Here is a 15,464-nt window from a genome sequence, read left to right on the forward strand (position 1 = left end):
GGGATGAACGATGAAAAGTTTAACAATAGCTTGGAAGGATTTTAAGATTCGGATAATGGACCGAAAAGGATTTTTATCGATGATCCTTATGCCGCTCGTCTTAACAGCGATTTTGGGAGCTGCTTTAAGTTCGGTTATGGGGGGCGATGGCGGTTTCAGTGAAACCACATTGGGACTCTACCAGGCTGACCAAGACGAACTAGCGCAAACCTTCCGTAAAGAGGTTTTACCAGAGTTAGAGTTTGTAAAGGTGAAGAAAGTAGATTCTGAGGAACAATTACAAAAAATGCTAAACGATGGAAAAATTGATGTTGGCCTGAGCTTTCCGAAAGAGTGGAGCTCGGATATTCGTGAAGGTGCCCTAAAAGAGATAGCCATTTATTCACAATCAGATAAAGAATTAAAAGCTACCGTTATTCAGTCTATCATCGAGTCCTACAGTGACCGAGTAAAGACCTTGTCCGTCAGTACCAATACGGTCATGAATGATTTAGCTGCATCCAAGGCATCAGAACTAGATATGAAGGAAGTAGCAAACACTGTTCTAGCCGACATTATGGAGGCTGGGAAACAACAGGTTTCCATTAAAGAAGAATCGGTTGGGAAAAAGCTTGTTTCATCTATGCAATATTACGCTGCAGGAATGGCCGTTATGTTTTTATTATTTAATGCCACGATGGGTGCTAAATCAATCCTTCAAGAGCGTTCAACGGAAACATTAGCTCGCCTGATGATGACACCAACAAGTAATGGTTCAATTTTAATCGGAAAGTTTTTCGGCACCCTGCTCTTTGCCCTTATTCAATTGATCATTTTCTATACAGCCACAACGCTATTCTATGGAGTTGATTGGGGCGGCAATGTTCTACAAGTGATAGCGGTCGGAATGTCTTATGCCGTAGCCGTTTCGGGATTATCCATGATCCTTGCTGCTATTGTTTCCGAAGAAAAAACAACTGATGTTATTAGCGGAATAGGGATTCAAATTTTTGCCATATTAGGCGGATCCATGCTGCCGATTTATGTTTTCCCTGACTCTCTTCAAATGGTGGCGAATATTACCCCAAACAAGTGGGCGTTAACAAGCTTTTTAGAGATTATGTCAGGTACTTCTTGGAATGCATTACTTTTACCAATAACGGTTTTATTATTAATGGGTCTTGTTTCGTTAATGGTCGGTACATGGCGATTAAAGGCTCGATAAGGAGTTTGATGGATGATGAAAAAATCATGGGCTATATGTGTCATGGAAATCCAACGTTTATTAAAAAAACCACAAAGCTATTTGCTGATGTTCGCCATGCCACTTTTATTTACATTAATTTTTGGCTCCCTCATTAGTGATGGGGAGGAAGAAAAGATGAAAATCTTGTTTGTCGATCAAGATAAAAGTACTCTTTCTAATACTCTTTATAACCAATTAAAAGAAGATAATGCCCTTTTTGATGTAGAAAAAGCATCGGCAACAAATGCGAAAAAATTGCTGGAGGAAAAAGACGTACCTGGAGCCATTTTTATCAAAAAAGGATTCGAGGAAGATATGCTTCAAAATGTTAGCTTTCAGAAAATCCCTGAGCTTACATCTAGTGCCACCATTACACAATTTGTAGCGGATAAAATTGCAAAAATGAATATCGAAGTAACGGCTTCTAAGAAGTGGAGCCAGTATAGCGATAAACCATGGCAAGAAATGTATAACGGAATGGAAATGCAAAAAGAGGTGCCACTTCAAGTTCGTCAAGTAAATGTAGATAAAAAGGAATCTGCTCCACAGCTGAATGGACTATCTGCCCGTGCCTCTGGATTTTCCATTATGTTTGTGATGATTATGATGATGAGTGTAACGGGAACGATTTTAGAAGCGAGAAAAAATGGAGTATGGTATCGATTATTAACAGCTCCCGCTTCAAGATTTGAAATTGCCTTTGGGTATTTATTATCCTTCTTTCTCATTGGCTGGATCCAGTTTGGAGTTTTAATGATTACCACTCACTTTTTGTTTGATGTCCAATGGGGGAATCCGGTTTCCATCGTGATTTTAGTCTCAGCTATGTTATTAGCGATAGTTGGCTTAGGATTATTTATAGCAGGCATGGTGAAAACAGTGGAACAACAGGCATCCATTGGAAACTTAATCGTTGTCTCAACCTGTATGATTAGCGGAGTTTATTGGCCACTCGAAATTGAACCAGTCTTCATGCAAAAAATGGCCGAATTCATGCCGCAAACCTGGGCGATGAAAGGGTTCACCGAAATCATGGCCAACGGCGGAACATTAATCGATATCGTCGATAGTCTAGGAGTATTGTTTGGCTTTGCAATATTGTTCTTAGTCGTAGGGATGAGAAGAATTCGATTTGAATAATCTTTGAGGTAAGAATCTTCCGAGCGTGATGAACAACAAAACGCACCACCCTAAGATAAATAAAGTATTTCATAAGACAGATGAAAACTTAATATCATAAAAAAATCGTGATGCATCAGCATCACGATTTTTTCACGATTTAGCCACCTGAAGTACTTTTGTGTAAGTCTTCAAGCTAAATTCCTTAAAGGATGTATCTGGAAGTGGTTTATAGTTTTGAACAGCCTTTTTTGCATAATCCACAGCTTCACTCACATTTCCTAATTCCATATGTACAAGCGCTTTGTATACATCTAGTACATAAATAAGCGATAAATCAAATGGATGGTACAAAGGTGGTGGAACAACACTATTTAGGCTATCAAGGGCTTCTTCATATCGTCCAAGATGATAGAAAACTTTGCCTTGTTCCAATGAAATCCATGGTCCTAAAAGTTCTACTGGATCCGTTTCGGATAACAGTAGATTAATTTCCTCGAGTGCCACCGTGTACTGACGATCTTCCATAAGGTCCATAATATCCATAAGCTTACAGAACAAGATAGAAGGCAAGTGCTCGGCAAATTCTCCATATTGTTTTAATTTGTTATAGTAATTCTCTTTTTTATTCCCATCTTGGCATAACCTTGAATGGGCAGCCGCAAGCCTATACAAATCATTAATAAGATAAAATATTCTCTTCTCTTTTGAAAATTGAATGGCTCTTTCCATGACTTGTGTGGCCGCGTCGGAATCACCAACAGCGAAGAAATAAACGGCTTCATGGTAATCAAGATCAAGCCTCGTCAAAGGATCGATGTACGCATGTTTCAATTCGATATCGTGCCGTTCTTTTAAAAAAATGTCGAGTGCTTCAGAATAGTCATGATGGGTAAATCGAATTTTTGCACGAAAAATACCAATCTGTACCCTCTTGGATGTCAGATTTAATTGATCATACATATTTGCAGCCCGATCAGAGGGCTCTTGCCATCTGTGTATCTTTTGATAGTAGAGCGAGTAGCTATAGATTTCTAATAAGCGTGCCGCTTCATACCCTTGAGTCAGGTGGGAGACATGAGGTTCAACGAGCTCCATTAGTTGTTTATATTTGTCTTGATCCTTTATGTCTTCATTGTTGTAAATCTTTTCAGCTTCTTCCAAGATCCCTCGTAATTCTTGGGAGCTTATGACATCTAATAAATCAGACACTTCCACTTCTAGTTGCTCGGCAATATAACTTAAGCTTTCCATTGATGGCTTGGCTTTGTTATTTTCTATCAGGCTAAGCATGCCTTTTGTTAATTCCTCGCCAGCAAGTGCTTCAAGTGTCATCTTTTTTTGCTTCCTTAATTTTCGAATACGTTCTCCGAGCATAAAAATCGAAACACTCCTTATCGATGAATAGTTTAATTATATTAAACTTCAGTCAGGATGGAAAGTGGTTAGATTGTTTAATTAAATTAAACTTTTGTGTTGCCAGGTAATGGAAGTTATGATATGATTTGTTTAATTAAATTAAACTTTTAAAAAATGAGGTGTCATGATGGAGGAAAGTGTTAGGTTAAAAAAAGCAACATACCATCTATATACATTTATGGTCAGTAAGCTCATTTCTACTTTTGGGGCGCAAGTATATGCTTTTGCCATTAGTTTTTATATTTTACAACTAACAGGATCTGCAACTAGTTTTGCTACGAATCTAATATGTAATATACTTCCGAGAACGTTAATATCCCCTTTTGCTGGGGTCATCACCGATAAATACTCTAGAAAAATGATCGTGATTGTATCACAAATCGTTACAGCGCTAACGATAGCGGGACTTTTAGTGGTCACGATAACATCTGGTTTATCTCTCGTTTCCATTTATATCACGACTTGTATTTTGGCGATTGCCTCTTCCTTTTCAGCAGTAGCGTTTACGTCATCGATAACAGGATTAATTGATAAAGACCGAATTCAAAAGGCGATGTCGCTTAATCAAATGTCTATCTCTTTTGCCACTATCGCAAGCCCGGCAGTTGGAGGATTGATGTATGGTGCAGTTTCGATTCCTGTTTTTCTAACGATTTATATTGTGGCCTCTGCCGTCGCGGTTTTACTTGAATCTACGATGAATTTTAAATTATACGCAAATCAAAAATCAGTAGCGGAAGAAGAGAGTAAAGAATCCATGTGGCAAAGTATGAAAGCAGGGATTCAATATCTAAAATTACAAAACATTATTTTAACAATGATGTGGATTAGTTTGATTATTAATTTCTTATTTGGGGCCTTTGAGGTTGGTTATTCTTTTATTCTTATTGAAAAAATGGAGATGAAGTCGCAGCATTTTGGTTTTACACAAGGGAGCTTTTCCGTGGGAATGCTGTTAATGTCGATTTACTTTTCGATGAGAAAGGAAGTGAAATTCCCACTTCTAGTTTCTAAGCGTGGAATTTTGGCACTTGGTACGATCATGGCTGCCATTTCTATACCGCTCCTGACTTCATGGAGTTACGGTTTAGTTTTTACTTATTATCTTTTGGTCATGTTCCTATTCGGAAGCATGATTATGGTCGTGAATACGCCTCTCCAAGTTATGCTTCAAAAGATTATAGCTGATGAATATAAGGGACGTATTTTTTCCATTATTGAGACAATGGCGATGGCACTGATGCCATTAGGGATGGTCCTATACGGCTTTCTCTATGATATCTTCCCAGGACAATGGGTATTAATCTTGTCAGCCGTTCTTCTCATTGGGGTAGTTCTTTTCCTTGCCAGACCAGCTGTCATTCGAAAAGTTCATCCGGAAATCGTGGAGGAAAAAGGAGTTAAAGCCCGGGTTGGAGCGGTTTCATAAATAAATGAAAAGGGTACCTTTCCTAGTAAAATGGGAAAGGTACTCTTTTATTATTCTACCCAATTCCAATAATCAAATTCTCCTAACTGTACACCTTGGATCACATCGAGCTCTTTTAACTTCAAGATTTCCTTTACAGGTCCAGTAATAACGGCACCGTATACCTTAAAGCCGTTTTTTTCTAAGTAATCATGTCTTTCCTGTAAGTATCTCAATCCTAGCAGATGCTCAACATAGGTTTTACTTTCATTTTGTAAGAGCATTTCCATATTTGAAAGCATTAGCTTTTCATTTTCCTCGATTTTATCCTTATCAATTAAAAGTTCAGAGTATGATAAGTAATCTTCCGTATATCTTGCTTTCGATAGCCCTAACGTTTCAACAGATAAATAGCTTCCCCCGGCTTGGGAATAGCCGACATCTTTTATGTCTTTAAGTTCACCTGCATACAGTGGCATCCATAAAACGTCCACATCATATTTGGCTAATAGCTGAAGTAGTTCCTTTGGCTCGAAATAGCGAGTTGTTGAAAAAGCAAAGTTAGCAACTGTTCCCTCATGTACTTTTTCTAGTGAATTCCAAACGTCATCTGAATCGGAAAGCTTTAACGATTTACCTGTCCGAGGGTCCTCAGGTAAATAAAAGTGAAAGGCTTTTGAATCAGCCGGGTTTACATATTCAATCTCTTTTGTGGAAAAAGAAGTGATCACTCTTTTTGTTACGTGAACATTCCCAATTAGTTTTTCTTCCTTCCCTATGGTTTTATAGAGTGGAAAGGATAGCTTTTGACTAAAAAAAGGGGTGATTTCACCTGTTGAATGTGGCTCGAAATCTCCGTAATTCCCTGCTTGGGTCCAATCCATTGCTAAGTTCATTAGATATTCATGTTTATTATCTAAATTGGTTTTATGATAGCCAATCGATAAAAACATCATATAAATCCCATAAAGAAAAAGTAGGGCAACGATCACTCTAATCACACGAAAGGTTAATAGAAAACGATATTTCCAAAACACCTTTTTCTCTTTTTCATTCGTCCAGTCCGTCTTCATCTTTAACTCCTTTCATCCTATCCGAAAGTTCAGCTAACCTCTTTCTAGTACGATGCAGCATCACTTTTACCTGCGATTCGTTAAGATTCATTGCTTCTTGTATTTGAGTATAAGAGAAATTTTCATACTCACGGAAATAAAGAATGGTTCGATAATTTTCAGGTAACAAATCTAGCAAATCCGCAACGATTTGTTTCGTTTCTTTTAAAAGTATTTCTTCCTCAGGTATACCGTATGGGCTTTTCATTTCTTCTTTTTCAAAGAAAGGCACCCATTTCCACCGTTGTCTCTTACGCCATTCGTCAATATAAGCATTTCGAGCAATTTTATAGAGCCAAGGCTTTACTTCCTCATCCTTAAAAAAAGACAAGCTGATGGTAGCACGATAAAAGGTTTCTTGAACGAGTTCTTCTGCAACGGAAGGGGACCCAGATAAATGCAGTAAATAATAATACAGGCCTTCAGCGTATTTTCGATATATATCGTCTAGCGTTTGTTTACGCTTTTCATCCAATTTTCTGCCCCCCTTCGCTACAACAACGAATGAACTACAAAAATGTTACAGTTCCATTTTAACTTTTTTGAAAACAATTTTATCGGACACACGTTCTGTTATATGACGAATATTTATTGTTTTTAGAGGATTATCGGACTGTAGTTCCGCTATTTCACTAAAAAGATGCCTTTTGCTAATGAAATTTAGTGAATAACGGCATCTGAGTCCTATAAATCAGTAAAAACGGTCTATTTTAGGGAAATAACGGATTGTGTGTCCTATAAAAAAATCTAACACTAATCTTAAACATATTCACAAAAAAGAAACGCCCTCCACATAAAGTAAGAAGGACGTTTTGTGTATTTCTGTTTTATTCACTAATATACTTCCCAACAAATCCCCAAACATGATTCCAATAAGCAACAGGATCCACCTTTTCCGAATCACCGTGACCTGCACCATGGACCACCAACTTGTCTTTATCGACTTTTGCTGCGTTATACACTTCATCTACCATTTGATAAGGAACGAACGTATCTGCGTCACCGTGAATGAATAGAATCGGAGTTTTACTTTTGGCTACCTGTTTAACGGCAGATGCTTTATACAAATCATAGCCAGCGCGAATTTTAGTAACCGTATTGGCCGCATTTAATACTGGAAATTCAGGTAATCCAAACAGATCATCTAACTGATAGATGAAAACATCACTAACCGATGAGTACCCACAATCCTCGACAATGACTTTTACATTTTTAGGTAACTCCTCACCTGAAGCCATCATCACCGTGGCACCACCCATCGAAATACCAAAAAGCGCAATTTCAGCCTCTGGATCATTTTTGATAATTTGATCAACCCACAGCAGCAAATCTTTTCGGTCATCCCAGCCCATACCGATATAATCGCCTTCACTTTTTCCATGACCACGAAGATCAGGAGCAAGAACGTTGTAGCCTTTTTCATAAAAGTGACGGACCCAACGATCCATTTGCATGGCATTACTTGTATATCCATGGACGACCACCGCCCATTTGTGATTGGATGGATCGTTTTGAAAAACATAGCCATTCAAATTTAAATGCAGCTTGTCTGAAGAAATGACATTCATCGTAGTAGGAGGATGGTTTTTCATGAATTCCGCATCCGCTATTTCATTTTCTTCTGCCACCGTCGCATTGACAGCAGTACTTTCCGCTAAATGAGGATTCCCCTCCATAAATTCCTTTTTATCATGAGCATTTAAAGCATAGTTATAAAAATAATTTCCTACAAAGCCATATGCCGCCACTAAAACCACAACAATGGCAGAAAGGATAATGATCATCTTCTTTTTCATATAAGCTAACTCCCCGGAGATTCATTTTTTTCTATCTAACTAGTAGTATATCAAAGAAATAGATGATAGCCATTGAGGAATGAAAATAGTATAAAATTGCCAAGGAAGCGAGATAAATCAATCGTTTGATTAACTTCAAGTTTTGTTTCCTAATAAAAAACTGTTAGTCTACTAGACTGTCGATTTTGAGTGGTTAGTGAGTGTTTTTTCTACTAAATTACCAGTATTTTCATTTTAATCTATAATTAAAATATGTGAAGAAATTTTTTCCATAACATGTAACGTTTTTCTTTCCGCATCGTTATTAGTAATGTGAAAGGTGGGGGCCCTAATGAAAGAACCTTTTATCGATATGTATGACCGATTTTTTAATCATGTTTATCGTTATGTCTATAGTAAGGTAGGAAATAAGTGGGATACAGATGATGTGGTGAGTGACGTTTTTCGAAAAGCCTTTGAACGATTTTCAACTCTTCAAGAGGACTCAAACGCAAAGGCGTGGCTCATGACGATCGCTCGTCATACGGTTATTGATTTTTATCGTAAAAAGAAGGACGTTGTTACGGGTGAAGTGATGGAAATACTAGCCCAAAGCGATTCCTTTGAAGAAAAAGTCGAAATGGAAGATGATATGGAATGTTTGCAAAAGGCGATGTCTTATCTTCCGGAAGAAGACCAAGAGCTGATAAAGCTAAAGTACTTTGGAGAACTAAAATATAAAGAGATTGTCCAAGTGATAGGGAAAACCGAGGAAGCTTTAAAGACACGTGTTTTTCGGCTTCTGAAGAAGGTTGGTATTCTCGTGAAAAAATGTATCGAAGGAGTGGGAACGAGTGGATGAAAGACAAGTGGAAGAATCCATTATCAAGTTAAAAGAACGTATTCCCATCAATATAGAATTGAAACAAACGTTAAGGAAAGAATTTTTGAAAAAGAAAAGAAGATTTCCCTGGGGGAAGTGGGGGGCTCTAGTTGCTGCAGCGCTGTTAATAGTTGGGGTCTTTACTTACCAAGGACCAACAGGCATACAGGGAGTAGCAGCAGAAAAGCTTCAGGTACAAAACCAAGTGTCATTTGTCGATATCGGTTCCGGAAGCCCGCTTGGTGTCTCTGAACATCAAGGGACTGTCTATATACCTGTTTTTGGAAAAGGATTGTTTGCTTATGATCAAAATGGCTTTCATTCCTTGCTGGAGAAAGATATCACCGATGCGAAAATCGATCCTTCTGGAACAAAGGTAGTTTTATCTGCGGGAGGAGCAATAGGGCTGTTCGATGTCGGGAAGGAACACTATCAGGAACTTTTAAAAGGAGACGGAATGCTCGTATCCTATGAACAACCATCATGGAAAAACGAAAATACGATTCTTTTTGTGCAAAAAATAATGGAGCAAAGCCCGGAACATGGTTTTACAGTCAAAGAATCTACTATCTATGAAATGAATATTGCTGACTTAAAGCTAAAGAAACTAGGTGAAGGGGCTTCCCCATCTTATGTTAATGGAAAGAAAGAGATTGTGTTAGAAAAGGATTCAAAAGTGATGTTAAAAGATTTAAAAAGCGGAAAGGAAACAGTCTTGGATGAAGGGCGTTTTCCATCTGTTTCAGCAAATGGAAAGTATATCAGTTATGTGAAAACCGAATCGCAGCGCCGAGAGGTACAAAAAAATGCATTCATAGAAGAATCTGTTGATCAAATTTGGATTGCCGATATTGATGGAAAAACCAAAAAAGTAGTGACGGCTAATACACCCCATTATTATATCAGCGAGCAGGATTGGTTAAGCCAGCTTCAGCCAAGTAATGTTCCGCAAGTACTTACAATTACAGGCCTATACAGCTACTACAATCCCGTTTGGAGCAGTGATTCCGAAAGTATCTACGTGTTGAAAAATCAAAATATGGAAGGCTCGAGAATGAGGATCATGCGAATAGACCTTGCGGAGGAAGCCCTTTCTGAGAAAGAGGTCGTTAAAGTATTTAACCAAGCTACGATAAGAAGAGACCTTGATTTTGCCCGCAGTCTATTAAAAAATAATCAGGAGTTTTTCATCCCTTCCAATCCGCATCCCGTCCATTTTTCTGTGGTGGGAACTGGTACAGAAGGTGATCGTAAATATGTGGATGTGGAAGAAAATTGGGCATACACGGCTAATCCATACTATTCGATTAAAAATGTCCGTTATTTTTTAGAAAAAAAGGATCATGGTTACTTGATAAGTGAAATGAAGGATCTTCAAGACGGAGTAGAAGTTGGGGAGCAAAATGATGGCTCGATTGTGATAACTAAAGCTGGGCAGACAGAAATCCTATTTAAAAAAGAGACCATTCCACAAGAACTGCTACCAAAAGGAGATTTCCGGATCGCATCTCTAGCGTATCTTCCTCATCAAGAAAAGGTCGTATTTGGACTTCAGGTATTACAAGATCAATCAGTGGGTCAATCATCTTCCGTAAAAGTGATCGTTTATGATAAAAAAGAGAATTCGTTTACGTTAAAAGAAACGATTACAGAAATGGCTGGTATGAAGAATATCGGCGTGGAAAATATTATTGTCTCTCCTAATGGAAAGTATGCTGCATTAGACCTTTTCTCAGATGATGATAAGGAATTCCGTTCGCAAGTATTGGTCATGGATCTTGAAAAAGGTAAGAATCAATTCCTTTATGAAAAAATGCCCAACACCGTGATAGAGAGTACCCATACGCATTACTGGGACGGAGAGAAATTGCATTTTACCTTAACAAGCAATGGGCAAGAAATGAATTACCAATGGGATGCTGCAAAGGAACAAGTAGAATTGCCATAGAGTTTTGGAAGGGCACCTGCCAAGAGATTAGCGGGTGTTTTTTCTATTTTCTTTTAAAAAATATTTGAAAAAGTTTATCAAAAAAGTTCTATTCTTTCTATTTAAATACTAGATTAGGAATGTAAACGGTTTCAAGAATATTCCGAAAATTCTAATTGACTGACAACTGAGAATGTATTATCATGCATATAATCATATTTTTCGAGACTCGAAGAATATAATCTGAAAAAAGGTGGAGGGGTCATATGTCTCAAATGTTAGCTTTAGTCATTCTTTTGTTCATTTTATTTTTAGGAGATGTTGTTGCGGTACGCACAAAAGCTTGGGTACCATCTATGTTTATTTGCGCAACATTGTTTTTACTAGGGTATTGGACATTCTTTCCGCCAAATATCGTTGAATTGGCAGGAGTACCGCCAGTGGTAGCAACGATGTTGATGTACCTTTTAATCACGAATATGGGTACCCTATTATCGCTACAAGAATTGAAAAGACAGTGGAAAACCATCTTAATTGCTCTTTCAGGTATTTTAGGAATTGTCGCTATTCTATTAACAGTTGGATCGCTGATTTTCGGCTATCAAACAATGGTTGTTGCTGTTCCTCCTTTAGTAGGTGGTGTTGTTTCTGCCTTAATCATGTCGGAAGGGGCAAAAGAAGCTGGACTTGTTTCCCTTTCTGTATTCGCTATCGTTATCTATGTCATGCAAGGTTTCGCAGGTTACCCAATTACGTCCATTATGTTGAAAAAAGAAGGTAGAAAACTTCTTCAACAATATCGTAATGGAGAATTAACAGTAAAAGAACAAGGCCAAGCTGAATCCGAAATTGCAGCGACAGCCCAAACAACAGAACTTAAATTATTTAAAAATTTACCAGAAAAATATAACACAGATTTCTTTAAATTTTTAAGATTGGCATTTGTGGCATTCTTAGCCTTCCAAACTTCAACTCTATTAGCACCAGTCGTTTCGATTAGCCCGTTTGTTATTTGTTTATTATTCGGAATCATCGCGACTAGTGTTGGTTTCCTAGAAAGACAGGTTTTACAAAAAGCGAATGGATTTGGATTTGCCATTATGGGTCTAATGCTATTCATCTTTGATGGATTAAAAAAGGCTACACCAGATATGATGTTGGAACTACTATTTCCATTAGTTGGTACAATCGTTCTAGGTGTCGTGGGAATGTATATCTTCTCCTTCTTCATGGGTAAGGTCTTAAAAGTGAGTAAGGAAATGGCATTCTCCGTTTCCCTAACGGCATTATATGGATTCCCTGCAGATTACATTATTACAAACGAAGTGATTAAAACATTAACAGATGATGAAAAGGAACAAGAAGTTTTGACTAGCAAAATGCTTCCGCCAATGTTAGTAGGTGGATTTATCACTGTTACGATAGTATCAGTTATTCTCGCAGGTATTTTTGTCGGACTCTTGTAAAAAAGCTGTTTTCGTATAGATTGTGGTTTTAAGGCTCTCTTAAGAAGTGCCTAGCGCTTTATTTCATTTTCATATGAGTTTATCACACCCTATTTGTGACTTGCCTACTTATTAGTTACAAAAAGCAACAAAGTTTCAGAAAAGAGCATAAAAAAACGGAGGGGTAGATAGTGAAGGACCTTCAAGCTAGCATTGAAGAACATATAGAGGCGATCAGTCAGTTCACCGCTACACCTGGTAAAGGAACAACGCGGCTTACCTATAGTCAAGAAGACTTACAGGCTAGAAATTATCTAAAGGAAAAAATGAAAGAATATGGTTTACAGGTGCGGGAGGATGGTTTAGGGAATATCTTTGGCAAGCTGGAAGGAACACTAGAAGATTCTCCTAGTGTTCTGATTGGCTCCCATTTTGATTCGGTACCAAACGGTGGCTCCTATGATGGACCAGCAGGAGTCGTAGCTGCTCTTGAGGTGGCAGCTCTTTTTCGAAAAAATGGACTGAAACCGAAGTATCCATTAGAAGTCATCGCGATGATAGAGGAAGAGGGTTCGAGGTTTGGCGGCGGGCTAATGGGATCTAGAGGAATAACCGGTTTGCTTAGCGAGGAAGATTTTTTTAATCTTAAAGATAAAGATGGGATTTCGACCGCCCAGGCGATGGCAAAAATCGGACTAGATTCCTCTCTTCCGAAAAAAAGAGACCCCAAAACAATGAAGGCATTCCTCGAATTGCATATTGAACAAGGACCGATTTTGGAGGAAAAGCAGATTCCGATTGGGATTGTAGAAGCGATTGTTGGGTTAACTCAATTAGAGGTAACGGTGGAAGGTCAAGCGGGTCATGCAGGAACAACACCGATGGATCGACGCTCGGATGCCTTAGTGACAGCCGCAAAAATCATTGCTCAAATACCGGAGATGGCAATCGAAGAAGGCGAAGGAACCGTTATGACGACTGGCCGATTGAATGTATTTCCAAATGGGGCTAATGTCATTCCTGATAAAGTCGTTTTTACGGTAGACCTTCGTTCAGGAAAAGAAGAGCACGTTCAAAATGTACTGAAGAAAGTATACAGTTTAATAGAATCATATAGTGGAAATGGCATTCAAACCAAAACGGAGCAGCTTTTATATATTCAGCCAAAAGGAATGAATCCCGACATTATTTCTCTCTTCAAACAAAAAAGCAGTGAATTAGGTATCCAATCTTGCTCGATTAATAGTGGAGCCGGCCATGATGCGATGGTGCTTTCTGATTTTACTGATGTCGGAATGCTTTTTATACCAAGCAAAAATGGACTAAGCCACTGTCCGGAAGAATGGTCCGATTCCCGTGATCTGGCAAATGCCGTACAAATACTCTTTGAAACAGCCAAGAAGCTAACGGAGGCGGAGTAAAGTGATTCATGCAAAATTGAAAGAAGCGATTCAAACCAATAGGGAGGAACTAACGGCGTTAAGAAGGAAGCTTCATAGCCTGCCTGAAATTGCATGGGAGGAAAAAGAAACAACCTCCTTTGTATGTGAATACCTCGAACGTCTAGGAATTTCATACCGTCGAACAGAGCCTACCGGAGTGATTGCCACTATTAATGGCGGAAAACCTGGTAAAACTGTAGCACTTAGAGGGGACATGGACGCTTTACCAGTCGAAGAATTAAATAAAGAATTACCTTACGCTTCAAAGGAAGTTGGAAAAATGCATGCATGTGGTCATGATGCCCATACATCCATGTTATTAGTGGCAGCAAAAGCGCTCAATGAAATAAAAGATGAACTGCCTGGAAAGGTTCGACTTATTTTTCAGCCGGCTGAAGAAATCGCTCAAGGTGCTAAGGAAATGGTGAAACAGGGGGCGATGGAAGGAGTCGATAATGTTTTCGGGATTCATATTTGGTCCCAAATGCCGACTCATAAAGTTTCCTGTACGCCTGGACCTTCGTTTGCATCAGGGGATTTTTTTAAAGTGACGTTCAAGGGAAAGGGAGGACACGGTGCGATGCCGCATGATTGCATTGATGCTGCCATCGTTGCTTCTTCCTTTGTCATGAATGTTCAAGCCATCGTATCCAGAACGATCGATACCCAAAAACCAGCTGTATTAACGGTCGGTAGGATGGATGTAGGTACTCGTTTTAATGTCATTGCTGAAAATGCATACATCGAAGGTACTGTCCGTTGTTTCGATGCTGAAACAAGGGATCATATTGAAACCCAGCTACAGCATTATGCTGAACAGGTGGCAGCCATGTATGGTGCCACGGCAAAGCTTGAATATATGCGCGGGTCTCAAGCTGTTATCAATGATGAATACAGTGCGAAGCTTGTTCAGCAGGTGGCTGCAGAAGCGTTTGGGGAAGATGTTCTTTACAGTGAAAAGCCAACAATGGGAGGCGAAGACTTCAGCTTTTTCCTAGACAAGGCTCCTGGAAGTTTTGCCTTAGTGGGAAGCGGAAATCCTGAGAAAGATACAGAATGGGCACATCATCACGGTAAATTTAACATTGACGAAGACGCACTCGTAACTGGTACTGAACTATATGCACAATACGCATGGGCTTATTTGAATGAACATAAATAACCAATCATTAAAAGTATCAAATGCTATTTTTTAACGAAATGGCGTTTGATGCTTTTTTATTTAGTAGATGAGGTTGGCGTATTGTTGTAAGTAGTCAATCCCAATGCGTTATTTTCCCATAAGACGTCTTTAGCTCTATCAACTTGATACTCTTCACAATGGATGATGACAATAATATCTGGAGCGTTAGGTAGTTTTTGGGATCTATTCGATTGCTTTCGTTTTATGTATAAAAATTTGATTAGAAATCCAATCGAAATACCTGTTACTAACCCAATTAATCCCCATATAATGGGTCCCCATTTTAATACAAATCCATAAATGGATCCTAAGAGCATAAATATCATGCCTAAAATAGCCGCAATATCAAATAACGTTTCTCTATCTGTTAATTCACTAGAATCAAAAGTTTTACTTATACCCAATCGTTTATCTAATGGTAATACTAATACATTACTTTTGCTGAGACCCATTAAACTTAAGTCAGCTAAAGCCATTTCAATTTCTTTTGAATGCTGGAAGGATGCGACAATATACAAAACCCTAA

General features: G+C 38.5%; 13 protein-coding genes. 8 read left to right on the plus strand and 5 right to left on the minus strand.

Annotated features, from left to right (window positions below):
• Positions 1–10 precede the first annotated feature (10 nt).
• Positions 11–1,204 carry an ABC transporter permease gene (locus ACSBPO_RS03675; RefSeq protein WP_442598731.1) on the plus strand — a complete coding sequence of 398 codons (1,194 nt, stop codon included), beginning with the start codon at positions 11–13 and terminating at the stop codon, positions 1,202–1,204.
• 12 nt (positions 1,205–1,216) lie between these two features.
• Entirely contained in the window at positions 1,217–2,365 is a 1,149-nt protein-coding gene (locus ACSBPO_RS03680; RefSeq protein ID WP_442598732.1) for an ABC transporter permease, read from the plus strand.
• 132 nt (positions 2,366–2,497) lie between these two features.
• Here ACSBPO_RS03680 and ACSBPO_RS03685 read toward each other — a convergent pair whose 3' ends face one another.
• Positions 2,498–3,721 carry a helix-turn-helix domain-containing protein gene (locus ACSBPO_RS03685; RefSeq protein ID WP_442598733.1) on the minus strand — a complete coding sequence of 408 codons (1,224 nt, stop codon included), beginning with the start codon at positions 3,719–3,721 and terminating at the stop codon, positions 2,498–2,500.
• 166 nt (positions 3,722–3,887) lie between these two features.
• On the opposite strand from ACSBPO_RS03685, the gene ACSBPO_RS03690 reads away from it, so the two are divergent.
• The gene (locus ACSBPO_RS03690) at positions 3,888–5,192 is read left to right on the plus strand and encodes an MFS transporter (RefSeq protein WP_442598734.1); all 1,305 of its coding nucleotides are present in this window, start codon (positions 3,888–3,890) and stop codon (positions 5,190–5,192) included.
• A 50-nt stretch (positions 5,193–5,242) separates the two neighbouring features.
• Here the strand turns inward: ACSBPO_RS03690 and ACSBPO_RS03695 are convergent, their stop codons facing one another.
• The 3 genes from ACSBPO_RS03695 to ACSBPO_RS03705 form a co-directional block, all read right to left on the minus strand.
• Positions 5,243–6,244 (minus strand): anti sigma factor C-terminal domain-containing protein, encoded by a 1,002-nt coding sequence (locus ACSBPO_RS03695; protein WP_442598735.1) that lies wholly within the window; start codon positions 6,242–6,244, stop codon positions 5,243–5,245.
• Positions 6,222–6,758: a sigma-70 family RNA polymerase sigma factor gene (locus ACSBPO_RS03700; protein WP_442598736.1), complete on the minus strand. Its 537-nt coding sequence runs from the start codon at positions 6,756–6,758 to the stop codon at positions 6,222–6,224. Before ACSBPO_RS03700 ends, ACSBPO_RS03695 begins: the two co-directional genes overlap by 23 nt.
• A 352-nt stretch (positions 6,759–7,110) precedes the next feature.
• Complete coding sequence (locus ACSBPO_RS03705) at positions 7,111–8,067, minus strand: alpha/beta hydrolase (protein WP_442600304.1); 957 nt, start codon at positions 8,065–8,067, stop codon at positions 7,111–7,113.
• 343 nt (positions 8,068–8,410) lie between these two features.
• On the opposite strand from ACSBPO_RS03705, the gene ACSBPO_RS03710 reads away from it, so the two are divergent.
• The 5 genes from ACSBPO_RS03710 (at position 8,411) to ACSBPO_RS03730 (ending at position 14,917) form a co-directional block, all read left to right on the plus strand.
• A complete protein-coding gene (locus ACSBPO_RS03710) occupies positions 8,411–8,920 on the plus strand; it encodes an RNA polymerase sigma factor (protein WP_442598737.1) in 510 nt (169 codons plus the stop codon).
• Complete coding sequence (locus ACSBPO_RS03715; RefSeq protein ID WP_442598738.1) at positions 8,913–10,889, plus strand: hypothetical protein; 1,977 nt, start codon at positions 8,913–8,915, stop codon at positions 10,887–10,889. The genes ACSBPO_RS03710 and ACSBPO_RS03715 overlap by 8 nt, the downstream gene beginning before the upstream one ends.
• 245 nt (positions 10,890–11,134) lie before the next feature.
• Positions 11,135–12,334: a hypothetical protein gene (locus ACSBPO_RS03720; protein ID WP_442598739.1), complete on the plus strand. Its 1,200-nt coding sequence runs from the start codon at positions 11,135–11,137 to the stop codon at positions 12,332–12,334.
• 170 nt (positions 12,335–12,504) lie between these two features.
• Positions 12,505–13,734: a Zn-dependent hydrolase gene (locus ACSBPO_RS03725; protein WP_442598740.1), complete on the plus strand. Its 1,230-nt coding sequence runs from the start codon at positions 12,505–12,507 to the stop codon at positions 13,732–13,734.
• A gap of 4 nt (positions 13,735–13,738) precedes the next feature.
• Positions 13,739–14,917 (plus strand): M20 family metallopeptidase, encoded by a 1,179-nt coding sequence (locus ACSBPO_RS03730; RefSeq protein ID WP_442600305.1) that lies wholly within the window; start codon positions 13,739–13,741, stop codon positions 14,915–14,917.
• A gap of 56 nt (positions 14,918–14,973) precedes the next feature.
• Here ACSBPO_RS03730 and ACSBPO_RS03735 read toward each other — a convergent pair whose 3' ends face one another.
• Positions 14,974–15,456 carry a hypothetical protein gene (locus tag ACSBPO_RS03735; protein WP_442598741.1) on the minus strand — a complete coding sequence of 161 codons (483 nt, stop codon included), beginning with the start codon at positions 15,454–15,456 and terminating at the stop codon, positions 14,974–14,976.
• Positions 15,457–15,464 lie beyond the last annotated feature (8 nt).

The organism is Neobacillus sp. D3-1R, from assembly GCF_052180215.1.
Lineage (GTDB): Bacteria > Bacillota > Bacilli > Bacillales > Cytobacillaceae > Pseudoneobacillus.